The following is a 21,309-nucleotide window of genomic DNA, read 5'->3' on the forward strand; positions in this document are numbered from 1 at the left end:
TATGTCAAAACGCTGGACACTTATCGCACTGAGCCTGCTGCTGGCCGGCTGCGGCGGCAATAACACACCGGCTCAGGTCAGTTCGCCGGGCGCTCCCACTTCACCGACGCTAAAAGCGCTGGACAGCGGCGCGGCCGTGCTGCAGTCCCGCCCGCCCATTGATGCGATCAATGCCTATCTGGATGGTTTTCATTTCTATAACGGCGACAAGAATGGCCAGATGGAAGCCCATCACTATGTGACGGTCCTGAATGATGATGTGATGCAGGCGGTGATTTATGATGGTAATACGCGCGATGCGCGCCTGATGGGCGTGGAATATATTATCAGTGAGCGCCTGTACCGCACCCTGCCCGCCGAAGAGAAAAAACTGTGGCACAGTCATCAGTACGAGGTGAAATCCGGTTCACTGGTCGCGCCCGGCCTGCCGGCCGTCGCAGAAAAAGCGCTGATGACGCGCATCGTCAACACGTACGGGAAAACCTGGCATACCTGGCACACCGACCGCGACAAGCAACTGCCCATTGGCATTCCGGCGCTGATGATGGGCTTTACCGCCGACGGGCAAATGGATGCGCGCTTGCTGGCCGATCGCGACCGCCGTTTTGACATCGACAGTCAAAAAATTCGTGCTGAACGGGCGGATATCGTCGCACATCCCGTGGTGCCCGGCGCCAATGCCTGGCAGGACGGTGACGTTATTCAGCTTCGGCGAGGACAAGGCGGCGGTGAACACGCGCACGGCAACACGCAGTTTGCTCCCGCCGAACAGCGTGGTACGCCTTAATCCCAGCGCTGCGCAGCCTCGTGATCGCTGCTGCGTGCATCGACCCAGCGATCGCCCTGCCCGGTGGTTTCCCGTTTCCAGAACGGGGCGCGGGTTTTCAGGTAATCCATGATGAATTCCGCAGCGGCAAAGGCGCTGCTGCGGTGCGCACTGGTGACGCCGACAAAGACAATCTCATCGCCGGGAAACAGTTCACCAATGCGGTGGATGACAGAGACGCGCTGAAGCGGCCAGCGCTGGCGCGCCTCGTCAGTAATTTCCTGCAGCGCCTTCTCGGTCATACCGGGATAATGTTCCAGCGTCAGGGCCGCAACATCATCGCCCAGGTTGTGATTGCGCACTTTGCCCGTGAACGTGACAACCGCGCCGTCTTCGTTGCACCCTGCCAGCCACTGGTATTCCTGCGCCATCGCAAAGGGCGCGGGACCGACCCGAATTTGCGTGTCCATTTATCCTCCGGTAACGGGTGGGAAAAAGGCGACTTCATCGCCGTCCTGTAAAGGGTGCGTCATGGGGCGTAGTGTCTGGTTAACCGCCGCCAGTAATCGTTCGCTGTCGAGCGCCAGCGCCCAGCGTTCGCCCTGCTGAGACAACGCTGTCCGCAGCGCCGCGACGTCGGGATAGTCGGCGGCCAGCGTCAGCGAGTCCGTGCCCACCAGCTCCCGCACCTGCGCAAAAAACAGTACCTTAATCATGGGCTGCCGCCTGAAAATCGCCGCTTTTGCCGCCGCTTTTATGCAGCAGGCGCAGCCGATCAATCACGATATCTTTCTGGACGGCTTTGCACATGTCATAGATGGTCAGCGCCGCCACGGAAGCCGCCGTCAGGGCTTCCATTTCTACCCCGGTTTTCCCCGTCAGCCGACACAGTGAGGTGATGCGAACCCGGTTCAATTCGGGTTCCGCAACCAGGTTGATCTCCACTTTGCTCAGCATAAGCGGATGACAGAGTGGGATCAGTTCCCAGGTGCGTTTTGCCGCCTGAATACCGGCAATGCGCGCTGTGGCGAACACATCACCCTTATGGTGACGGCCTTCCATGATCATCTGTAACGTTTCTGGCTTCATCAGTACCAGCACGTCGGCCTGCGCTTCGCGTACCGTGTCGTCTTTGGTGGAAACATCCACCATGTGGGCTTCGCCCGCGGCGTTGATGTGGGTAAGTTGTGACATGCTTAAAGCTTCTTTAAATGAGTGACAAAATTGCAGGGACGCGTACGCGCATCCAGTTGGTCAGCGATGATGCGTTCCCACGCGGTGGTACAGGCTGACGTTGAGCCCGGGACCGCAAAGATCAACGTCTGGTTAGCGAGACCGGCCACCGCACGGGACTGCAATGTCGAGCCGCCAATGTCTTCGTAAGACACCATGCGGAACAGCTCGCCAAAGCCGTCAATCTCCCGATCGAACAACGGCAGCAGCGCCTCAGGCGTGCTGTTTTTCGCATTGAAGCCGGTGCCGCCATTAATAATGACCACCTGGACATCTTCACTGGCGATCCAGCGCGACACAATCGCGCGAATACGGTAAACATTGTCGGGAACAATGGCGTGATCGATCACGCTGTGGCCCGCCTCGGCTGCCGCTTCACGCAGATAATCGCCGGAGGTATCGCTGCTGGCATCACGGCTGTCAGAGACCGTCAGCATAGCGAGCTGTAACGGTTGAAACGTGCTGGCTGATTTGCCCATGTCTGCTCCTGCAGTTAACCGCCAATATAAGAAAGATTTTGTGTAATACCGGTATTTCCCTGTAACAGGAAATGCGTCTGCTTCTTCTGGCCCAGGCTGCTGGCAATGCGTGCCTGAAGTTCATCTTGCTGGTCGTCAGAGGCCAGCAGATCGCGTAAAGGAATCCCGCCATCGCCAAACAGGCAGAGATGCAAATTTCCCTGTGCGGAAACCCGCAGACGGTTGCAGCTGGCGCAGAAATCTTTGGAATACGGCATGATCAGCCCGATTTCACCGACGTAATCCGGATGATAAAACACCTGGGCCGGGCCATCACTGCGGCCGCTGATACGACGCTGCCAGCCCTGAGCAATCAGCTGATCGCGGATAACTTCGCCCGAGACATGCTGCTGGCGAAACAGCGCACCGCCCTCGCCGGTTTCCATCAGTTCGATAAAACGCAGCTGGATGGGACGCGTACGGATCCAGTCAAGAAAGGTCGCCAGATGGTGGCTGTTGACATCGCGCATCAGCACGCTGTTGACTTTGACCTGGCTAAAACCCGCCTCAAAAGCCGCGTCAATCCCGGCCATCACCTGGTGGAACTTGTCCTGACCGGTAATCGCATGAAACTGACGTGCATCAAGGCTGTCCACGCTGACGTTCAGCGCGGTCAGTCCCGCGTCGCGCCACTGCTTAACATCGCGCGCCAGTCGGTAGCCGTTGGTGGTGACCGCAATCTGGCGAATCGCAGCATTTTCGTTAACCGCGGCGATAATGTCGGTGAAATCACGACGTAAAGAGGGCTCACCGCCGGTCAGACGCACTTTTTCAGTGCCCGCCGCCGCAAAGGCGCGCGTGACACGGCGAATTTCATCCAGTGAGAGAAAGCTTTTATTGCGGATACCGTTTGGCTGATAACCCTCCGGCAGGCAATAGGTACAACGGAAATTACAGACATCCGTGACCGAGAGGCGCAAGTAATAAAACTTACGCGCAAATGCATCAGTAAATTGTGACACCAGAGAACACCTTTCCAGTTCGGGAGATGCAGTCATTTCTTCCTGCACCCTGGCAGCGCGGAGGCTACGGCCTGAATCCCCTATCCGCAGACGTAGGCATTCAGGCTTGAGTGTACGTTAACCGGCTGATTAACGCGGTATACAGATGGTAGCGCGATTAGGGTAAATGCGCCATCCACGGCTTTTACTCTGTGTGCGCAGTAACGTTAACTTTCACCGTATTTCGCGCCCGGGATACGGTAAACTGCCGGTCATAAACTGACACACATCATCCTCGTCTGCACCCTGCGCGTTTCACGCCTCTGCAGACGCGAAAAAGGAGAAATATGAATCGAACACTGGCGGACCTGGATCGCGTCGTGGCACTGGGCGGCGGACATGGATTAGGTCGCGTGATGTCGGCCTTGTCACCACTGGGTTCGCGCCTGACCGGCATCGTCACCACCACTGATAACGGTGGCTCCACCGGTCGCATCCGTCGGGCTGAAGGCGGTATCGCCTGGGGCGATCTGCGCAACTGCATTAACCAGTTGATTACCGAGCCCAGCGTCGCGTCCGCGATGTTCGAATACCGCTTTACCGGCAATGGCGAACTGGCCGGGCACAATCTGGGCAATTTAATACTGAAAGCGCTGGATCATCTGAGCGTGCGTCCGCTGGAAGTGGTCAATATCATCCGAAATCTGCTAAAAGTTGACGCGTTTTTAATCCCGATGTCTGAACATCCGGTGGATTTGATGGCAACGGATGACGAAGGCAATGCCGTTTATGGTGAAACCGCCATTGATGAGATGCGCGCACCACCACAGGCGTTAATGCTGCATCCTGTGGTGCAACCGACGCGCGAAGCGCTCGATGCCGTTGCAGAAGCCGATTTGATTCTGATTGGGCCAGGCAGCTTCTACACCAGCCTGATGCCCATTCTGTTAATGAAAGAGATGGCGCAGGCGCTGCGCCGCACGCCCGCGAACATGGTGTTTATCGGCAACCTGGGCCGTGAACTCAGTCCGGCGGCGGCGGCGCTGACCGTGGCGGATAAGCTGAGAATAATGGAAGAGGCGATTGGTAAACGGGTCATCGACGCCGTGGTTGTCGGACCGGCCACGGACGTCAGTCTGATCGACAACCGCCTGATCATCCAGGAGCCGCTGGAGGCCGCAGATATTAAATATCGTCACGACCGCCAGCTGCTGCGCGGCGCGCTGGAGCACGCCATTCAGCGGTTTAACTGACTCAGGACACCGCGATAAACAGCGTGCGCAGTTCCTGGAGCTGATCGCGCAGGCCAGCAGCCTGTTCGAACTCCAGGTTTTGCGCATGCTGCTGCATCTGCCCTTCCAGTTCGTGGATCTTTTTCTGCAACGCCTGCGGTGACAACGCCAGGTAATCCGTCTCTGTCTCGGCGGCGTTGCGCTTGCCGGGTTTGGCTTTACCCCGCGTTTTCACCACGTTATTGCCCAGTTCCAGAATATCGGTGATTTTCTTATTCAGGCCCTGCGGTACGATGCCATTCTCTTCGTTGTAGCGCTGCTGCTTCTCACGACGGCGCTCAGTTTCTTCAATGGCGCGCGCCATGGAAGGCGTGATCTTATCGCCGTAGAGGATCGCTTTACCATTGATGTTACGTGCAGCGCGCCCGATGGTCTGGATCAGGGAGCGCTCGGAACGCAGGAACCCCTCTTTATCGGCATCCAGAATGGCCACCAGCGAGACTTCCGGCATATCCAGCCCTTCTCGCAGCAGGTTGATGCCCACCAGCACATCAAATTTGCCCAGGCGCAGGTCGCGAATAATTTCCATGCGCTCGACGGTATCGATGTCAGAGTGCAGATAGCGCACCTTTTCACCGTGTTCTTCCAGGTACTCCGTCAGGTCTTCGGCCATGCGTTTGGTGAGCACCGTGACCAGTACGCGTTCATTGACGTTAACGCGCTGGCGGATCTCTGACAGCAAATCGTCCACCTGAGTCGCCACGGGCCGCACCTCAAGGATCGGATCCAGCAGCCCCGTCGGACGCACCACCTGATCGATCACCTCATCGCCCGATTTTTCCAGCTCGTATTTGCCTGGCGTGGCGGAGACATAAATGGTCTGAGGGGCCAACGCCTCGAACTCTTCAAATTTCATGGGGCGGTTGTCCAGCGCCGAAGGCAGGCGGAAGCCATATTCGACTAACGTCTCTTTACGCGCCCTGTCCCCGCGGTACATGCCGCCAATCTGCGGAATGGTTACGTGCGACTCATCGACAACCAGCAGGCCATCCGCCGGCAGATAGTCAAATAAGGTCGGCGGCGCTTCCCCCGGTCCGCGGCCAGACAGATAGCGGGAGTAGTTTTCGATACCTGAGCAGTATCCCAGCTCCCCCATCATTTCAAGGTCAAACTGCGTCCGTTGGGTAATACGCTGCTCTTCCAGCAGTTTGTTGTTTTCCAGCAGGATCTTGCGCCGTTCGGCCAGTTCAACCTTGATGTCTTCCATGGCCTGCAGGATACGCTCACGCGGCGTAACGTAGTGCGTTTTAGGGTAAATGGTAAAGCGCGGCACCACCGATTCGACCTGACCGGTAAGCGGGTCAAACAGGGACAGCCGCTCCACCTCTTCATCGAATAATTCAACCCGCAGGGCCATATCGTCAGATTCGGCCGGGAAGATATCAATGACTTCGCCCCGGACCCGGAACGTCCCGCGCTGAAACGCCTGATCGTTACGCGTGTACTGTAACTCCGACAGGCGACGCAGGATGCTGCGCTGATCGATTATCATGCCGCGCGTTAAGTGCAGCATCATTTTCAGATACAGATCGGGATCGCCCAGGCCGTAGATGGCAGACACAGAGGCCACGACAATCACGTCGCGCCTTTCCAGCAACGCTTTCGTCGCGGAGAGGCGCATTTGCTCGATATGTTCGTTAACCGACGCATCCTTTTCGATAAAGGTATCCGAACTGGGCACGTAAGCTTCGGGCTGGTAGTAGTCATAGTACGAGACAAAAAACTCTACGGCGTTTTCGGGAAAGAACTCCTTCATCTCGCCATACAGTTGCGCCGCCAGCGTCTTATTAGGAGCCAGCACCATGGTAGGACGATTCAGGTCGGCAATAACGTTAGCAACGGTAAAGGTTTTACCCGATCCGGTTACGCCTAACAGCGTCTGATGCGCCAGGCCGTCTTCCAGTCCGGCTTCCAGACGGCGGATCGCTTCCGGCTGATCGCCAGAAGGCTTGAAAGCGGAGTTCAGTTTAAAATCTTTACTCATGAATGCGGTTCCTGCAGAAGAAAGACGGCGGGCAGCCCATTATTTTACTCTGCTATGGCAATTTTGCCAGAAAAAAATACTGGATATAATACCAGTGATGATGCACAGTATTGTCGTCAGGTTTTACTTGACTCTGGCACTTTTGCCCAGGCAAACACCCGTTTTTGTTGCGCAAGGTTATCCCCAAGCCACGTATTGATTTAACATTTGTCAAGCCTGTGTCATAAAATTGCAGTTTGATGAATCGCGTCCAATCCGGCAGGCTTGTTTTTTACTAACACACTGATTTTTAATAGTAAGTAAAAAAAGCCCAGATTGTCATCATTACGTGACCAGGCCGCGTATTTCCTCGCTTCTAACCTGTTTTCATTATCTAATGCACAAGGTTATCCACAGGAATAGTGGATAACTGATGAGAGGCCTTGGAATATCGGCTGTGCATAATTTTTTCTGCCGCCGCGTTTTGATGAAAAAAAATTTTTTTTAGCGAAATTTTTAACGCCAATAGCGTTGTTTTAGCGCAATGCATGGCGCGCATTCAACGTTGATCGTCTGGCTTTTCAGGTTGCTGTTTTTTACAGCAGACTGCCTGCGCCATTTATGGGCAACTGCACCTGACGCTCATTTTTCCTGCACCCTCATCGCGCTACGCAGTCGTCCCGCCCGTCAATTGTTCACTTTTGCTTATATTTAAACCGTCAAAATTCCGCATGTTAAGCGCGCAAACTTCGTTCACTCCGACTCTGGCCCGGTAATTGCATGCTCTGTGATCAGGATGTCATGCGCCACAGCAGCAGTCATAGCCCTGCTATTCTGGTAGTGCGATTTACCCGTTATGAGCAGCAAAACATTCAGGTTAATTATCTGGAAGGAGCGCGTCAGATGCTAAGTTTACGGTCGGTGAATCAGTTTTACGGAAAAAATCATATTCTCTGGAATGTGGACCTTGACCTGCCCCCCGGCACCTGTACCGGCATACTGGGACGTCCCGGCATGGGAAAAACCACGCTGGTGAACTGCATCATGGGTAAGCTTCCCATCAACAGCGGCACGATTAGCTGGCAGCAGGATGGCTCGCCGCCAGAGGATTTGCTGTCGCAGCCTGCCGATCAACGTGCACGCCAGGGCATTGGTTACGTGCCACAGGGACGACATATTTTCACGCAGATGAGCGTAGAAGATAACTTACTGATTGCCCTGCTGGCAGGCGCTGAATCGCGCGAAAATCACCGGCCTATTCCGGAAATGATTTTTGATCTTCTGCCGGCTCTCTATTCGCTGCGTCAACAGCGCAGCGGGGATTTGCCGGTTTACCAGCAGCAGCAACTGGCCCTTGCCCGCGCGCTGGTATTACAGCCACGCCTGCTGATTCTGGATGAGCCCGCCGATGGCATGGCGCCCTGGCTGGAAGAAGAGATGGGTAACCTGATTCGGCGTCTTAACCGGGAGTACGGCCTGACGATTCTGCTGCTGGAGCAGCGGGTTTCCCTGATTCGGCGCGTCGCTGACAGCTTTTTGCTGTTGCATCGCGGGCGTAATGTGGCGCAGGGTAACGTCACCCTGCTGGATGACGGTACGCTCGATAAATGGCTGACGATGGCGTGATTAATCCGGTAGCGTCAGATAGTGACCACAGTCCGCCTGCTGGCTGTCATCCGCTAACCAGGGAATGACACCTAGACAAGGCGCGGGCAGGCGCTCCTTCAGGGCCGTAAGGTATGCCTGATAACGCTGGCCGGGCGGCTGAACCGTGTTGGCAATCCAGCCAGCCAGTCGCAGTCCACGCGCCCTTACCGCCTCGGCGGTCAGCATGGCATGATTAAGACAGCCCAGTTTTACACCCACCACCAAAATCACCGGTAGCCGTTCAGTCTCAACCCAGTCGGCATAGGTTTGCGTTTCAGACAGCGGCGTATACCAGCCGCCCGCGCCTTCAATCAGAATCCAGTCAGCCAGCGGCTCCAGCTCGCGAAGCCCTGCCGATAGCGTTGAAAAGGTAATTGGCCTGCCTTCCTCTGCGCTGACGATATGCGGCGATGTCGGCTCCATAAAGGCCAGCGGATTCACCTGCTCATAGCAGAGCGGCACACTGCTGTAACGTTGCAGCGCCAGCGCATCGCTGTTACGGATGCCTTCTGCGGTTAACGTACAGCCCGAGGCCACCGGTTTGTAGCCCGCACAGCGGTAGCCTGCTGCGCTCGCCGCCTGCAGCAGGGCGCTACTGGCAACGGTTTTACCGACTTCAGTATCGGTACCGGTGATAAACCAGCGTGTCATGATTCACTTACTCCATACATCAAATGATAACTGAGGCGGAAACCCTGTTCGTCCCGTGGCCAGTGGGCTTCAAGCTGTGCCAGACGGCGACGCGTCAGCACATAATCGGCCCGTCCGGCATGCAGATGCGTTGCGCCAATGCCCTTCAGAGAGCGCATGGCGCTGAGCGCATCGGGAAAATGCAGGGTGACGGTTTGCGCGTGACAGCGCAGCCGTTGTGTAGCACAGGCCGCGGCGATCGCCTGCGCCGGCAGAAAGCGGTTGGCGTGCACATGCGCGTCAAGATGCGACCAGGCCTCGTGAACCTCATGCAGCGATCCCGCGCTCAGCGTTGAAAACAGCATACAGCCGCCGGGTTTCAGCACCCGCGTAAACTGCCTGAGCGCGGCCGGTAAATCATCGCTCCATTGCACCACCAGATTGCTCCATAACAGGTCAATGCTCTGATCGGCCAACGGCAGTGCGTCGATGTCGCCCGCCAGATAATGATGCGCCACCGCGTTTTGCCGGGCCTGATGCAACATCTGCGGCGACAGATCCAGCGCCATGACCTGTTTCCCACGGTCGCGCCATAGCCGGCTGTACCAGCCGGTGCCACAGCCCGCATCCAGCACCTGTGGACCGGTTTGGGCTGGCACCCATGCCAGCAGCGCATCCCCGCTCATCCGTTGCAGTTCGGCATGCCTGTCGTAACACGACGCCGCGCGCCCAAAGGCTCTGGCTACGGCACGTTTATCAATGTGCAGCGTCATGAAGTGCCTCCAGCAGGACATCAATATCGTCTGGCTGATGCGCGGCGGTCAGCGTGATGCGCAAACGTGCCGTGCCCGGCGGTACGGTAGGCGGACGAATCGCGCTGACCCAGCAACCGGCTTCGGCTAAACGGGCCGACAAGGCCATCGCCTGGGCGTTATCGCCAACAAGTAACGGTTGGATGGCGCTGGATGACGGCATAAGCGACCAGGGCAAGGAGGAGGCGCCCCGGCGGAAATGGGCAATGTTGCGGCTCAGGCGCTGGCGCAGTCCATCGCCTGCCTGCACCTGTTTCAGGGCGGCCAGTAACGCGCTGGCCTGTGCTGGCGGCATGGCGGTTGAGTAGATGAGGTGGCGCGAAAACTGCACAAAATAGTCGGCCGTCGCGTCATCACACAGCAATGCCGCGCCGCTGACGCCAAAGGCTTTACCGAAGGTGACCACCAGCAGTTCGGGCTTAATGCCCTGTTGCCAACAGCTGCCGCGCCCCTGCTCACCTGTGACGCCAATGCCGTGCGCATCGTCAACCAGTAACCAGGCCCCTGCCTCACGCGACTGCGCCGCCAGCGTCTGTAACGGCGCGCTGTCACCATCCATGCTGAAGATCCCTTCCGTGACCACCAGCGTTTGCCCTTCACAGGGCGCACTCAGCCGCACAGCCAGACTGTCCGGATCGTTATGGGCGAAACGACGCAGTTGCGCAGGGCTGTGACTTGCAGCATCCAGCAACGAGGCATGGCTCAGCTTGTCAGCAAGAATGCGATCGTTTTTCCCGGCGAGCAGGTGAATGACCGCCTGGTTGGCGGCAAAGCCGGAAATAAACAGTAATGCCCGGGGATAACCCAGCCACCCGGCCAGTTGCGCTTCCAGGGTGGCATGAAGAGCCTGGAAACCGGTGACATGGCTGGATGCGCCTGCCCCCGCCCCGGCCAGTGCCGCGCCCTGTTGCCATCCGGCAATCACCGCCGGATGCTGGCTTAACCCAAGATAATCATTACTGGAAAAGTGACGATAATCCCGGCCTGCATAGCGGATCAGGCGCGTCTGACTGGCGTCAACCACGCGCCGTTCGCGCCAGCCCTCTTCAGCACGGCGTTGCGCGAGCGCCTGCTGTATGCGTTGCGGCCAGCCCATTACAGCGCCGCGTTATAGAATTTTTCTGTGTCGGCATTGAGCAGTTGCTCACTGAGCTGCTGCTGTTGCGCATTATCGCCATGGGCGGTCTGAGTATGTTCCGGATTCAGTCCGAGCTTGCGGAACAGCAGCATATCTTTGTCTTCTTCCGGGTTTGGCGTGGTCAGCAGCTTGCAACCGTAAAAAATCGAGTTAGCCCCGGCCATAAAGCACATCGCCTGGGTTTGTTCATTCATCTGTTCGCGGCCCGCCGACAGACGTACGTGGGAGGCAGGCATCATGATGCGGGCGACGGCGATCGTGCGGATAAAATCGAAAGGTTCGACATCGTCATTGTCTGCCAGCGGGGTGCCTTTCACCTTGACCAGCATGTTGATCGGCACGCTTTCCGGCGGCGTCGGTAAGTTGGCCAGCTGCACCAGCAACCCGGCGCGATCATTAACCGTTTCGCCCAGGCCAACAATCCCGCCCGAGCAGACCTTGATACCAGCCTCGCGCACCTTGCCCAGCGTATCCAGTCGTTCCTGATAGCTGCGCGTGGTAATGATGTTGCCGTAAAACTCGGGCGAGGTATCCAGATTGTGGTTATAAAAGTCCAGCCCGGCGCGACCTAAACGCTGGGCCTGGCTGTCGCTCAGCGTTCCCAGCGTCATGCAGGTTTCCATGCCCATTGCTTTCACGCCTTCGACCATTTTTTCCAGATAAGGCATATCGCGATCGCTGGGGTTTTTCCACGCCGCGCCCATGCAGAAGCGGCTGGATCCGGCCGCTTTCGCTTTTTGCGCCGAACGCAGGACCTCATCCACCTCCATCAGGCGCTCTGATTCCAGCCCGGTCTTGTAGCGGGCACTTTGCGGACAGTATTTGCAGTCTTCCGGGCAGGCACCCGTTTTAATCGACAGCAGTGTGCTGACCTGAACCTGGCGCGGATCGAAGTGCTGGCGATGTACCTGCTGTGCTTCAAACATCAGTTCAAGAAACGGGCGTTCAAACAGGGCCTGTGCCTGGGCTAGCGTCCAACGTTGTGACATTACGTACTCCAAAAAAGGTGTCATCCCGACAGTTAACGTGGTTATACTTGTAAACTAAATCTTTTTATTTTGGTTTACAACTACGATGTTTACGCTTCAGGACGCCGAATTCGATCGCCAGCATATCTGGCATCCTTACACCTCCATGCAGCAACCGTTGCCCTGTTACCCGGTCGTGGCGGCACAGGGTTACACGCTGCAGCTGGCGGATGGGCGCACACTGGTAGACGGGATGTCCTCCTGGTGGGCGGCGATTCATGGTTACAACCATCCACGCCTGAACCAGGCCCTGCAGCAGCAGATGGCCCAGATGTCCCACGTGATGTTCGGCGGGATTACGCATCCCGCCGCGGTGGCGCTGTGTCGTCAGTTAGTGGCGATGACACCTGACGCGCTGGCGTGCGTATTCCTTGCAGACTCCGGCTCCGTTGCCGTCGAAGTGGCAATGAAGATGGCGTTGCAGTACTGGCTGGGTCGGGGAGAAACGCGTCAGCAGTTCTTAACCCTCAAGCGTGGCTATCACGGTGATACATTTGCGGCGATGTCGGTGTGCGATCCGGATAATTCCATGCACAGCCTGTGGCGCGGCTACCTGCCCAAGCACCACTTTGCCGAGGCGCCGCAATGTGGTTTTGACGCGGCCTGGAATGAAGAAGATTTTCAGGATTTCGCCCGGCTGATCGAACAGCATCAGCATCAGTTGGCCGCGGTGATTCTGGAGCCCATCGTACAGGGCGCGGGCGGCATGCGTTTTTACCATCCCCGCTACCTGCAGAAGGTGCGCGAGTGGTGTGATCGTTACGGCATCCTGCTGATCGCTGATGAAATCGCCACGGGCTTTGGCCGCACCGGCACGCTGTTTGCCTGCGAACATGCGGCGATCACACCGGACATCCTGTGCGTCGGCAAAGCCCTGACCGGCGGCACGATGAGCCTGGCCGCCACGCTGACCACACGTGATGTCGCCGATACCATCAGCCGCAGTCCGGCGGGCTGCTTTATGCATGGCCCAACCTTTATGGGCAATCCGCTGGCGTGCGCCGTGGCGGCGGAGAGCCTGAAAATGGTACAGGAAGGCCACTGGCGCGGGCAGGTCAGCGCTATCAAGCGTCAGCTTCAGGCGGGACTGACGCCACTGCGCCAGTCGCCAGCGGTAGCCGATGTTCGTGTGCTGGGCGCGATTGGCGTGGTAGAAACTCACCGTCCAGTGAATATGGCCGCCCTGCAGCAGTTTTTCGTCAGTCAGGGCGTCTGGATTCGGCCCTTTGGTCGTCTGATCTACCTGATGCCGCCCTATATCATCGCGCCTGAAGCACTGGATACGCTGATCCAGGCCATGGCCGCAGCCCTGGCGCACCCCGGTCATTTTCTGCGTTGACCCCTGAAGGCTGGACGTCCAGGCGGTTTTGGTTAAGATGAAGACGCAGTCACCATAAACCCAAGGAGATGTGATGCGAGTTTATAGTCAGGATTTACACGACGGCGACAAAATGCCGGAAAAGCATGTTTTCAACGGGATGGGCTATCAGGGCGAAAATGTGTCACCGCATCTTGCCTGGGAAGACGTGCCGGAAGGCACAAAAAGTTTTGTCGTGACCTGTTTCGATCCTGATGCCCCGACCGGCTCAGGCTGGTGGCACTGGGTGGTCGCCAATCTTCCGGCCGATACCACATCGCTGCCGCAGGGTGCGGGTTCCGGTAAAGCCGCCTTACCTGCAGGTGCCGTGCAAACCCGCACAGATTTCGGCCAGGCCGGGTACGGCGGGGCCGCGCCACCGGCGGGTGAAACGCACCGCTACATTTTTAGCGTCCATGCGCTGGATGTGGAGAGCATTGAGGTCGATGCAGGCGCCAGCGGCGCGATGGTGGGCTTCAACGTGCATTTTCACGTGTTAGCCAGCGCGTCATTGACCGTTCATTACGTCTGATTGCGCGTGCTCTTCTGCCGCTCCCGCCCGGGAGCGGCAACGCTGAACGTTAAGCCAGCTGATGTACCACAACCCACATTGGGCCCTGTCCAACGGCATAACGGCCGACAGGTTCAAGTTGCCCCTGCGGTTGAGTAATGCGGTATACCTCAATGTGATGCGACTTCTGTCCTGCCGCCACCAGATACTGGCCCGTGTGGTCGATATTGAAGCCCCGCGGCTGCGTTTCGGTCGGCTGGAAGCCCTCCACCGTCAGTAGCGCGCCATCTTCACTCACGCTGAACACCGTAATGGTGCTGCTGGTGCGATCGCAGGCGTACAGGAAACGTCCGTCCGGCGTCAGGTGAATATCGGCGGCCCAGCGCGTGCCGGTAAAATCAGGCGGCATCATATCGAGCGTTTGCACCGATTCCATTTTGCCGTGTGCATTCTTCAGTGACCAGACTTCGACCGTGCTGTTAAGTTCATTAACGCTGTAGGCGTACTGGCCGTTGGCATGAAACGCCATATGACGCGGGCCCGCGCCCTCTGCCGTAGTGACCTGTTGCTGGGAATGCGGCGTTAACTGACCGTCCGCCCCGAGGTTAAACAGGCAGATGCGATCCTGTTTGAGCGCGGGCACATATAACGTGCTGTCGGCATTATCGATGTTCGCAGAGTGGCAACCTGCCAGACCGTCGATCACCTGGCTCGGAGCCTGGGGCACACCGTCAGCGCCGATGGGGCTGATGCTGACGCAGGCATCATTGTAGGAGCCACAAAACAGGAAACGGCCAGCGTGATCGGTGGAGATGTGGGTGGGGCTGCCCGGCAACGGCGCCTGACCCGCTTCCGTTAAGGTGCCATCCTGCGCAATACGAAAGGCCAGCACGCGGAAATCCGGACGCACGCCCACATACAAGAAATCTTTTTTCGGACTGACCACCATAGGCTGAACCTGACCGGCGATATCCGTTACCTGCAGTAGCGTCAAGGTGCCCTCATCGTTCAACTGCCAGACATGGATTTGTTGACTCTCGGGACTGGCGGTGTAGACAACCTGCTTCATGTATTCTCCTTTTTCGCTGACTCATGTTGTTCTGCAGGTCACTGTAGCGCGTTTTTTTCTGTCTCGCTGGAATGATTTGTGCCCTGATTTTTGTTTCCGGGCCACAGTCAGGTGTAGACTTGCTGTTTCGCTAACCTATCCAGATGAGAGGATTAATGAGCTATCGTGTAATCGCCCTCGACCTTGACGGCACGCTGTTGACCCCGACGAAAACCATTCTGCCCCAATCCACAGAAGCGATTACCCAGGCGCGCAAAGCGGGCATCAAGGTGATTATCGTGACCGGACGCCATCACTGTGCCATTCATCCTTTCTACCAGACGCTCAATCTGGATACGCCCGCCATCTGTTGTAACGGGACCTACCTGTACGATTATCCGGCGAAAAAAGTCCTGGCTGCCGATCCGCTGGATACCGACGTTGCGGTACGTGTGATCGAGATGCTGGATGAACATCATATTCACGGTCTGCTGTATGTGGACGATGCGATGCTCTATCAAACGCCGACCGGCCATGTGATTCGTACGCTGAAATGGAGTGAGTCATTACCTCCACATCAGCGTCCGGTGTTCAGACAGGTGGACAGCCTGGCGCAGGCCGCCAGAGAGGCGCAGTCGATCTGGAAGTTTGCCCTGTCTCACGACAACACAGCAGCGTTGCAGCAGTTTGCGCAGCGTGCGCAAGACGAGCTGGGTCTGGCCTGCGAATGGTCCTGGCACGATCAGGTCGACGTTGCCCGCGGCGGTAACAGCAAAGGCAAGCGCCTGGCGCAGTGGGTAGAATCTATCGGGCTGACAATGCAGGACGTCATTGCCTTCGGCGACAACTACAACGATCTGAGCATGCTGGAAACGGTGGGGCTGGGCGTGGCCATGGGCAATGCGGATGACGCCATTAAAGCCCGCGCGAAGAGGGTCATCGGTACGAATCTGGAAACCGGCATTGCCGAGACGCTTTATCAGCTCGTTCTGTAAGTTTCACTGACCCGGTGAGCACGGTTTCAGCGGGTCATTCCGGTGTGACAGAGACGCTTTTAATCTGTGCGTACAGCCACTGCTCCGGGCGAATATTAAGTTCGTCCCGGGCCCAGGGAGAAATGCGCGCCCAGAGTTCGCTGATACCGATGCGCAGCTTAACCTCCACCTGATCGCCCACCTCAATTAACTCCACCACCTGTGCCGGCAGCACATTGCGAACAGAGCTGTGTTTTGCCGGTTGCAGCGTCAGCGAAACATCGGCCGACGCTATCCTTATCCGTAACGGCGTTTTGACCGGCTGATTTACCCGGCTGACCCAGATATGCTGATCGCCCAACGATAACGCCGTCATCGGGTAATCTGGATGATGCTCTAGCACCTGAACGCGCAGTACGCTGGTCAGGTCGCTGACCGGCAGCCAGGGGCGCATCGCACTGCTGCTCCAGACCCGCTCCAGCGGGCCAAAGGCCTTCACCTTACCGTGATCCAGAACCAGCACCGTCTCGGCCAGTTGCAGAATTTCGTCGAGGCTGTGAGAAACGTACAGCACCGGGATATCCACCTGCTTTGCCAGTTTTTGCAGATAAGGCATCAGCTCACGCTTGCGCGGCAAATCCAGCGAGGCCAGGGGTTCATCCATTAACAGGATATCAGGGGCGCTGAGCAACGCCCGCCCGATGGCCACCCGCTGCTTTTCGCCGCCCGAGAGTGAAAGCGGAAAGCGGTCCAGTAAGGGTTCGAGTCCCAGTAAGTCCACCAGCGTGTCAAACTGCCCTTTCATACTGGCTGCCAGGCCATAGCGTAAGTTACCCCGGACACGATAGTGCGGAAACAGTCGCGCCTCCTGGAAAACGTAACCCACGTTGCGCTTTTCAGGCGGCAAGGCAATCTGCTGTTCGGCGTCAAACAACACACGGTCATGCAGCTGAATGCGCCCGCGCTGCGGCCGGGTCAGCCCGCCAATCGCGTTGATTAACGAGGTTTTACCCGCACCCGACACGCCAAATATTGCCGTGATGCCGTTGGCGGGAACCGTCACGTTGATTTCCAGCTCGTGTTCGCCCAGCCGTTGTGTGAAATCGAGCGTCAGCATCCGGCCCCCATCCGTTTCCGGCCCCATTGCGCCAGCCATTCAGACACCAGCAAGGAGGCCAGTGCCAGCACCACCGCGATAACGCACAGACGCGCAGCGGCCCCTTCTGCCCCGGGCGTTTCAATCAGCGTATACATCGCCAGCGGCAGCGTGCGCGTTTCGCCAGGAATATTGGAAACAAATGTAATAGTGGCACCGAATTCCCCCAGCGAGCGGGCAAAGGCCAGCACCGTACCGACGATAATACCGGGCAGCGTTAACGGCAGCGTAATGGTAAAAAAGACCCGCCAGCGGCCCGCGCCCAGCGTCCGGGCCGCCTGTTCCAGCCGGATATCCACGGCGTCCAGCGCCAGGCGAATAGCCCGCACCATGAGCGGAAAGGCAATCACCGCCGATGCCAGTGCCGCACCGCGCCAGCTAAACGCGAAGCTAAAGCCGAACCATTCATACAGCTTTTCACCAATAAAGCCGCGTCGGCCCAAGCCAATCAGTAACAGATAACCGACCACCACCGGCGGCAGCACCAGCGGCAGGTGAATCACACCGTCCAGAAGCGCTTTACCCGGAAACTGGCAGCGGACCAGAACCCATGCCATAAGGATGCCGAAGGGCAGACTGCACAGGACGGCAATGCCGGAGACCTGCAGGCTGAGCATCACGGCCTGCCATTCAACATCACTGAGTATCATTTTTTAGGCGTGAATCCGTATTGGGTAAACACTGCGGCCGCTTCCGGCCCTTTCAGGTAGTTATAAAAAGCCTTAACGGCCGCGTTGTCGTGATCTTTAACAATCGCGACAGGATATTCGACCGGTTTATGGCTGTCTTCCGGAAAGGTGCCGACCACCTGGACTTTTTGGCTGGCGACCGCATCAGAGCCGTACACAATGCCGTAAGGCGTTTCATTACGTTCCACCAGCGCCAGGGCGGCACGCACATTGTTGGCGCGCGCCAGCACAGGTGACAGTGAAGACCAGGCACCCAGCTTCTCAAGTGCCTCTTTGGCATAGATGCCCGCCGGCACATGATCGGGATCGCCGACCGCCAGACGTTCGCCTTTCAACAGACGTTTCCAGTCGGTTTTATCGTTAATCGTTACCGGCCTGGCGTTCTCACTGCGTGGCGCTATCAGAACCAGATCGTTGCCCAACAAGGTATAGCGGGTTGTGTCGATCATGCTTTTTTTTGCGACCGCATCATCCATCCACTGCTGATCGGCTGAGATGAACAGATCGGCGGGCGCGCCCTGCTCAATCTGACGGGCCAGGACTGACGACGAGGCAAATGACGACACCACCTCTGTCCCATGTGTTTTCTTATAGTGTGCCGCAATATCGTTAAGCGCATTGGTCAGTGAGGCCGCCGCAAAGACGGTGATTTTATCGGCTGCCAGCGCCGGAACGGCCAGTGACAGGGCAATTACGACGGCAGTTGCGGAACGTAGTAAGGTTAAACGCATGATTTTTCTCCAGTGATCGTTATATATAAAATAATACAGCGAACGGCCTGACAGCCAGACAAAATGATTAAAAGAGGAAGAAAAGCGTGGACGTAAAACAGCAACGTCCGTGCTGAGACGGACGTTGCAGGCGGATTAATGCTGAGAGCGGGCGTTAGTGTTGTCGCGGCGACCCGTTTTAGAGATGAGGTTAAACACTTCACCCAGACCGTAAATCAGGCCTAACATAATCGCCATAACCACAGGTACCATAATCACTGCCACGGCGAGGCTTTTAATGAGTTCCAGCATGGAAAGTCCCACTTTGCGGATAAAAAAGAGATTGTAACGGCTCAGTAAAAATTTGCGCAGACCTTTTCGTGCTTTTACTTTGAGGCGCAAAGCTCGTTATCATCAGCCCGATCACGCGACTTACCTTTTGCAGGAGCCACCATGCAAGCCGACCTCACCCTTCATATTCGCCTGCAGCAGAAACTGTTTGCCGATCCCCGCCGCATTGCCTTGCTGCAACGCGTGCAGCAAACCGGCTCCATCAGTCAGGGCGCTAAACTGGCGGGCATCAGTTACAAAAGCGCCTGGGATGCCATCAGCGACATGAACCACCTGGCCGCGCAGGAAGTCGTGGCACGCGCGACCGGGGGCAAAGGCGGTGGCGGCGCGCAGTTAACCCGCTACGGTGAACGACTGGTACAGCTGTTTGGCCTGATGGAAAAGATTCAGCAACATGCCTTCGATGCGCTGCAACAGGATACCCTGCCGCTCGACAGCTTACTCGCGGCTATCGCCCGTTCCTCCCTGCAAACCAGTGCACGTAATCAACTGTTTGGTACCGTCGTGCACAATGATGCTCAGCAGGTGATACAGCATCTGACGATTCTGCTTGCCGATGGCGTGACGCGGCTCAACATTGCCCTGACCGAGCGCAGCGCAGAACGGTTGAATTTGCACGCCGGAAAAGAGGTACTGGTATTAATCAAGGCCCCGTGGGTCAGTGTGCATACCGCGCCCACTGATGCCGAGAATCAGCTTGCCGCAACGCTGACCGCTATCGAAAAAGGCCAGCAGGTGAGTGAAGTGCTGATGACCTTACCCAGTGGCGAAACGTTGTGTGCCACGCTGGATAACCGTGAAACGGAACAGCGTCAGCTTCACATCGGCATGAATGTTATCGCCAGCTTCAGCGCCAGTCATGCGATTGTTGCCTCACTGCGGTGATTTTCACCGGCCGGTTTGACATCCCTGTTTGTAGTCGCTAAAACGTCAGTTAACGCTGCATAAAATGGAACAAATCATGGCTTCATTGCAAATTTCGCAAGGCATATTTCACCTTAATGATACCCGGGTGCTGTCCCTGGCCGATGTGCATCTTCGCCGGGGTGAGCGCTGGGCGTTTGTTGGCGCAAACGGCAGCGGCAAGTCCTCGCTGGCACGCGCGCTTTCAGGCGAGCTTCACCCGTTATCGGGTAAGGTGACGCACGATTTTCAGCGCCCGTGGCGCCTGTCGCTGGAGCAGCTACAGAAGCTGGTCGCCGAGGAATGGCAACGTAACAATACCGATTTACTCAGCGAAGGTGAGGACGACAGCGGCCGCACAACGGCGGAAATTATTCAGGATGCGGTGAAAGATGCCGCACGCTGTGAACGTCTGGCGGCGCAGTTTGGCATCAGTAGTCTGCTCAGTCGCCGCTTTAAATACCTGTCCACAGGCGAGACGCGAAAAACGCTGCTGTGCCAGGCGCTGATGGCACAGCCTGATCTGCTGATTCTGGATGAACCTTTTGACGGCCTGGATGTGGATTCCCGCGCGAATCTGACGGCCACCTTAGCAACGCTGCATGAGGCTGACGTCACGCTGGTGCTGGTGCTGAACCGCTTTGACGATATTCCGGATTATGTCGATCAGGTGGGCGTTCTGGCCGAATGCAGCCTGACGCAGGTCGGGCCACGCGAGACCATTCTGGCCCAGACGCTGGTCGCGCAGTTGGCTCGCAGTGAACAGCTGGACGGTATGGCGTTGCCGGAGGCCGATGTGCCCGATCAGTTGCCCGCGTTGGCGGATGATGCGCCGCGCGTGATCCTGCGCAACGCGGTGGTGTCCTATAACGATCAGCCCGTGATCAACGGCCTGAACTGGCAGGTGAATCCCGGTGAGCACTGGCACATCATTGGCCCCAATGGCGCGGGTAAATCCACCTTACTGAGCCTGGTGACGGGCGATCATCCGCAGGGTTACAGCAATGATTTAACCCTGTTCGGCATTCGCCGCGGCAGCGGCGAGACCATCTGGGACATCAAGCAGCATATCGGCTATGTCAGCAGCAGCCTGCATCTGGACTACCGGGTCAGCGTGAATGTGCGCACCGTGATTTTATCGGGCTTTTTCGATTCGATTGGTCTCTATCAGGCTGTATCTGACCGCCAGATGGCGCTGGCGCAACAGTGGCTGGCGCTGACAGGGATGGATAATGCGATGGCGAATGCGCCGTTCCACAGTTTGTCCTGGGGGCAACAACGGCTGGTCTTAATCGCCCGCGCGCTGGTTAAGCATCCCACGTTATTGATCCTTGACGAGCCCTTGCAGGGGCTGGATCCGCTTAACCGGCAACTGGTGCGCCGCTTTGTGGATATTCTGATTGGGGAAGGCCGGACCCAGCTGCTGTTCGTTTCGCATCATGCCGAAGATGCCCCGCACTGTATTACGCATCGCCTGCATTTTCTCCCTGATGGCACAGGCGGCTACCGTTATCAGCAAGATGTGATCTGACACAACCCTGCCGTGCAAACGGCGGGGATATTATCCGCAATGTAAACGTTACCATTTAAAACCCCATTCCATGACCATAACGTGCCTTTTCGCCTTTAAATAAGAATAGTC

Annotated in this window: 23 protein-coding genes and 1 riboswitch; of the genes, 8 read left to right on the top strand and 15 right to left on the bottom strand. The window is 57.2% G+C overall.

What is annotated here, in order from left to right; genetic code table 11:
* Position 1 precedes the first annotated feature (1 nt).
* Positions 2–787 carry an OBAP family protein gene (locus C1N59_RS14185; protein WP_006118514.1) on the top strand — a complete coding sequence of 262 codons (786 nt, stop codon included), beginning with the start codon at positions 2–4 and terminating at the stop codon, positions 785–787.
* Here the strand turns inward: C1N59_RS14185 and moaE are convergent.
* The 5 genes from moaE to moaA all read right to left on the bottom strand — a co-directional run bounded on the left by moaE (position 784) and on the right by moaA (position 3,482).
* A complete protein-coding gene (moaE, locus tag C1N59_RS14190; RefSeq protein WP_205955017.1) occupies positions 784–1,236 on the bottom strand; it encodes a molybdopterin synthase catalytic subunit MoaE in 453 nt (150 codons plus the stop codon). The genes C1N59_RS14185 and moaE overlap by 4 nt on opposite strands.
* On the bottom strand, positions 1,237–1,482 hold the full coding sequence (gene moaD, locus C1N59_RS14195; protein ID WP_006118512.1) for a molybdopterin synthase sulfur carrier subunit: 246 nt from the start codon (positions 1,480–1,482) through the stop codon (positions 1,237–1,239).
* Positions 1,475–1,960 (bottom strand): cyclic pyranopterin monophosphate synthase MoaC, encoded by a 486-nt coding sequence (gene moaC / locus C1N59_RS14200; protein ID WP_033737733.1) that lies wholly within the window; start codon positions 1,958–1,960, stop codon positions 1,475–1,477. Before moaC ends, moaD begins: the two co-directional genes overlap by 8 nt.
* Before the next feature lie 2 nt (positions 1,961–1,962).
* Positions 1,963–2,478 (bottom strand): molybdenum cofactor biosynthesis protein B, encoded by a 516-nt coding sequence (moaB, locus tag C1N59_RS14205; RefSeq protein WP_006118510.1) that lies wholly within the window; start codon positions 2,476–2,478, stop codon positions 1,963–1,965.
* Between the two features lie 14 nt (positions 2,479–2,492).
* The gene (moaA, locus tag C1N59_RS14210) at positions 2,493–3,482 is read right to left on the bottom strand and encodes a GTP 3',8-cyclase MoaA (RefSeq protein ID WP_172912616.1); all 990 of its coding nucleotides are present in this window, start codon (positions 3,480–3,482) and stop codon (positions 2,493–2,495) included.
* Positions 3,471–3,604, bottom strand: a riboswitch (molybdenum cofactor riboswitch). Its footprint overlaps the gene before it by 12 nt.
* A gap of 201 nt (positions 3,605–3,805) precedes the next feature.
* Here moaA and yvcK point away from each other — a divergent pair.
* Complete coding sequence (gene yvcK / locus C1N59_RS14215; protein ID WP_006118508.1) at positions 3,806–4,711, top strand: gluconeogenesis factor YvcK family protein; 906 nt, start codon at positions 3,806–3,808, stop codon at positions 4,709–4,711.
* A 1-nt stretch (position 4,712) separates the two neighbouring features.
* Here yvcK and uvrB read toward each other — a convergent pair whose 3' ends face one another.
* Complete coding sequence (uvrB, locus tag C1N59_RS14220) at positions 4,713–6,734, bottom strand: excinuclease ABC subunit UvrB (RefSeq protein WP_033737734.1); 2,022 nt, start codon at positions 6,732–6,734, stop codon at positions 4,713–4,715.
* A gap of 882 nt (positions 6,735–7,616) precedes the next feature.
* On the opposite strand from uvrB, the gene C1N59_RS14225 reads away from it, so the two are divergent.
* Positions 7,617–8,339 (top strand): ABC transporter ATP-binding protein, encoded by a 723-nt coding sequence (locus tag C1N59_RS14225; RefSeq protein WP_054634368.1) that lies wholly within the window; start codon positions 7,617–7,619, stop codon positions 8,337–8,339.
* On the opposite strand, the gene bioD is transcribed toward C1N59_RS14225, so the two are convergent.
* From bioD to bioB, 4 genes are read right to left on the bottom strand one after another with little or no spacing between them, the layout of a single operon-like run.
* Entirely contained in the window at positions 8,340–9,011 is a 672-nt protein-coding gene (gene bioD, locus C1N59_RS14230; RefSeq protein ID WP_394549786.1) for a dethiobiotin synthase, read from the bottom strand.
* Positions 9,008–9,763 carry a malonyl-ACP O-methyltransferase BioC gene (gene bioC, locus C1N59_RS14235; protein ID WP_033737736.1) on the bottom strand — a complete coding sequence of 252 codons (756 nt, stop codon included), beginning with the start codon at positions 9,761–9,763 and terminating at the stop codon, positions 9,008–9,010. Before bioC ends, bioD begins: the two co-directional genes overlap by 4 nt.
* Positions 9,747–10,898, bottom strand: coding sequence for an 8-amino-7-oxononanoate synthase (gene bioF, locus C1N59_RS14240; RefSeq protein ID WP_033737737.1), 1,152 nt, complete (start codon positions 10,896–10,898; stop codon positions 9,747–9,749). The genes bioC and bioF overlap by 17 nt, the downstream gene beginning before the upstream one ends.
* Positions 10,898–11,929, bottom strand: a complete 1,032-nt coding sequence (gene bioB, locus C1N59_RS14245; RefSeq protein ID WP_006118502.1) for a biotin synthase BioB — start codon at positions 11,927–11,929, stop codon at positions 10,898–10,900. Before bioB ends, bioF begins: the two co-directional genes overlap by 1 nt.
* Positions 11,930–12,014: 85 nt before the next feature.
* Between bioB and bioA the strand changes: the two genes are divergently transcribed.
* Together bioA and C1N59_RS14255 are read left to right on the top strand one after the other, a co-directional pair.
* Positions 12,015–13,307, top strand: a complete 1,293-nt coding sequence (gene bioA, locus C1N59_RS14250; RefSeq protein ID WP_394549787.1) for an adenosylmethionine--8-amino-7-oxononanoate transaminase — start codon at positions 12,015–12,017, stop codon at positions 13,305–13,307.
* Positions 13,308–13,380: 73 nt separating this feature from the next.
* Positions 13,381–13,857, top strand: a complete 477-nt coding sequence (locus C1N59_RS14255) for a kinase inhibitor (protein WP_205952815.1) — start codon at positions 13,381–13,383, stop codon at positions 13,855–13,857.
* Between the two features lie 49 nt (positions 13,858–13,906).
* Here C1N59_RS14255 and pgl read toward each other — a convergent pair whose 3' ends face one another.
* Entirely contained in the window at positions 13,907–14,905 is a 999-nt protein-coding gene (gene pgl / locus C1N59_RS14260; RefSeq protein ID WP_006118499.1) for a 6-phosphogluconolactonase, read from the bottom strand.
* A 155-nt stretch (positions 14,906–15,060) separates the two neighbouring features.
* On the opposite strand from pgl, the gene C1N59_RS14265 reads away from it, so the two are divergent.
* On the top strand, positions 15,061–15,879 hold the full coding sequence (locus C1N59_RS14265; RefSeq protein WP_058701081.1) for a pyridoxal phosphatase: 819 nt from the start codon (positions 15,061–15,063) through the stop codon (positions 15,877–15,879).
* 34 nt (positions 15,880–15,913) lie between these two features.
* Here the strand turns inward: C1N59_RS14265 and modC are convergent, their stop codons facing one another.
* The 4 genes from modC to C1N59_RS14285 form a co-directional block, all read right to left on the bottom strand.
* The gene (modC, locus tag C1N59_RS14270; protein WP_006118497.1) at positions 15,914–16,975 is read right to left on the bottom strand and encodes a molybdenum ABC transporter ATP-binding protein ModC; all 1,062 of its coding nucleotides are present in this window, start codon (positions 16,973–16,975) and stop codon (positions 15,914–15,916) included.
* Complete coding sequence (gene modB / locus C1N59_RS14275) at positions 16,969–17,664, bottom strand: molybdate ABC transporter permease subunit (RefSeq protein ID WP_006118496.1); 696 nt, start codon at positions 17,662–17,664, stop codon at positions 16,969–16,971. Before modB ends, modC begins: the two co-directional genes overlap by 7 nt.
* On the bottom strand, positions 17,661–18,434 hold the full coding sequence (gene modA, locus C1N59_RS14280; RefSeq protein ID WP_394549789.1) for a molybdate ABC transporter substrate-binding protein: 774 nt from the start codon (positions 18,432–18,434) through the stop codon (positions 17,661–17,663). The genes modB and modA overlap by 4 nt, the downstream gene beginning before the upstream one ends.
* A 135-nt stretch (positions 18,435–18,569) precedes the next feature.
* Positions 18,570–18,725, bottom strand: a complete 156-nt coding sequence (locus tag C1N59_RS14285) for an AcrZ family multidrug efflux pump-associated protein (protein ID WP_006118494.1) — start codon at positions 18,723–18,725, stop codon at positions 18,570–18,572.
* A 141-nt stretch (positions 18,726–18,866) separates the two neighbouring features.
* Here C1N59_RS14285 and modE point away from each other — a divergent pair, with 141 nt between their 5' ends.
* Together modE and modF are read left to right on the top strand one after the other, a co-directional pair.
* A complete protein-coding gene (gene modE, locus C1N59_RS14290) occupies positions 18,867–19,649 on the top strand; it encodes a molybdenum-dependent transcriptional regulator (protein WP_394549790.1) in 783 nt (260 codons plus the stop codon).
* Positions 19,650–19,725: 76 nt separating this feature from the next.
* Positions 19,726–21,198, top strand: coding sequence for a molybdate ABC transporter ATP-binding protein ModF (modF, locus tag C1N59_RS14295; RefSeq protein WP_394549791.1), 1,473 nt, complete (start codon positions 19,726–19,728; stop codon positions 21,196–21,198).
* Positions 21,199–21,309 lie beyond the last annotated feature (111 nt).

Source organism: Pantoea sp. SGAir0183 (genome assembly GCF_043545505.1).

Excerpts from the sequence above, each read along its gene's own strand:
- C1N59_RS14185 (WP_006118514.1), top strand. The coding sequence starts at position 2 with ATGTCAAAACGCTGGACACTTATCGCACTGAGCCTGCTGCTGGCCGGC.
- moaE (WP_205955017.1), bottom strand. The coding sequence starts at position 1,236 with ATGGACACGCAAATTCGGGTCGGTCCCGCGCCCTTTGCGATGGCGCAG.
- moaD (WP_006118512.1), bottom strand. The coding sequence starts at position 1,482 with ATGATTAAGGTACTGTTTTTTGCGCAGGTGCGGGAGCTGGTGGGCACG.
- moaC (WP_033737733.1), bottom strand. The coding sequence starts at position 1,960 with ATGTCACAACTTACCCACATCAACGCCGCGGGCGAAGCCCACATGGTG.
- moaB (WP_006118510.1), bottom strand. The coding sequence starts at position 2,478 with ATGGGCAAATCAGCCAGCACGTTTCAACCGTTACAGCTCGCTATGCTG.
- yvcK (WP_006118508.1), top strand. The coding sequence starts at position 3,806 with ATGAATCGAACACTGGCGGACCTGGATCGCGTCGTGGCACTGGGCGGC.
- uvrB (WP_033737734.1), bottom strand. The coding sequence starts at position 6,734 with ATGAGTAAAGATTTTAAACTGAACTCCGCTTTCAAGCCTTCTGGCGAT.
- C1N59_RS14225 (WP_054634368.1), top strand. The coding sequence starts at position 7,617 with ATGCTAAGTTTACGGTCGGTGAATCAGTTTTACGGAAAAAATCATATT.
- bioD (WP_394549786.1), bottom strand. The coding sequence starts at position 9,011 with ATGACACGCTGGTTTATCACCGGTACCGATACTGAAGTCGGTAAAACC.
- bioC (WP_033737736.1), bottom strand. The coding sequence starts at position 9,763 with ATGACGCTGCACATTGATAAACGTGCCGTAGCCAGAGCCTTTGGGCGC.
- bioF (WP_033737737.1), bottom strand. The coding sequence starts at position 10,898 with ATGGGCTGGCCGCAACGCATACAGCAGGCGCTCGCGCAACGCCGTGCT.
- bioB (WP_006118502.1), bottom strand. The coding sequence starts at position 11,929 with ATGTCACAACGTTGGACGCTAGCCCAGGCACAGGCCCTGTTTGAACGC.
- bioA (WP_394549787.1), top strand. The coding sequence starts at position 12,015 with ATGTTTACGCTTCAGGACGCCGAATTCGATCGCCAGCATATCTGGCAT.
- C1N59_RS14255 (WP_205952815.1), top strand. The coding sequence starts at position 13,381 with ATGCGAGTTTATAGTCAGGATTTACACGACGGCGACAAAATGCCGGAA.
- pgl (WP_006118499.1), bottom strand. The coding sequence starts at position 14,905 with ATGAAGCAGGTTGTCTACACCGCCAGTCCCGAGAGTCAACAAATCCAT.
- C1N59_RS14265 (WP_058701081.1), top strand. The coding sequence starts at position 15,061 with ATGAGCTATCGTGTAATCGCCCTCGACCTTGACGGCACGCTGTTGACC.
- modC (WP_006118497.1), bottom strand. The coding sequence starts at position 16,975 with ATGCTGACGCTCGATTTCACACAACGGCTGGGCGAACACGAGCTGGAA.
- modB (WP_006118496.1), bottom strand. The coding sequence starts at position 17,664 with ATGATACTCAGTGATGTTGAATGGCAGGCCGTGATGCTCAGCCTGCAG.
- modA (WP_394549789.1), bottom strand. The coding sequence starts at position 18,434 with ATGCGTTTAACCTTACTACGTTCCGCAACTGCCGTCGTAATTGCCCTG.
- C1N59_RS14285 (WP_006118494.1), bottom strand. The coding sequence starts at position 18,725 with ATGCTGGAACTCATTAAAAGCCTCGCCGTGGCAGTGATTATGGTACCT.
- modE (WP_394549790.1), top strand. The coding sequence starts at position 18,867 with ATGCAAGCCGACCTCACCCTTCATATTCGCCTGCAGCAGAAACTGTTT.
- modF (WP_394549791.1), top strand. The coding sequence starts at position 19,726 with ATGGCTTCATTGCAAATTTCGCAAGGCATATTTCACCTTAATGATACC.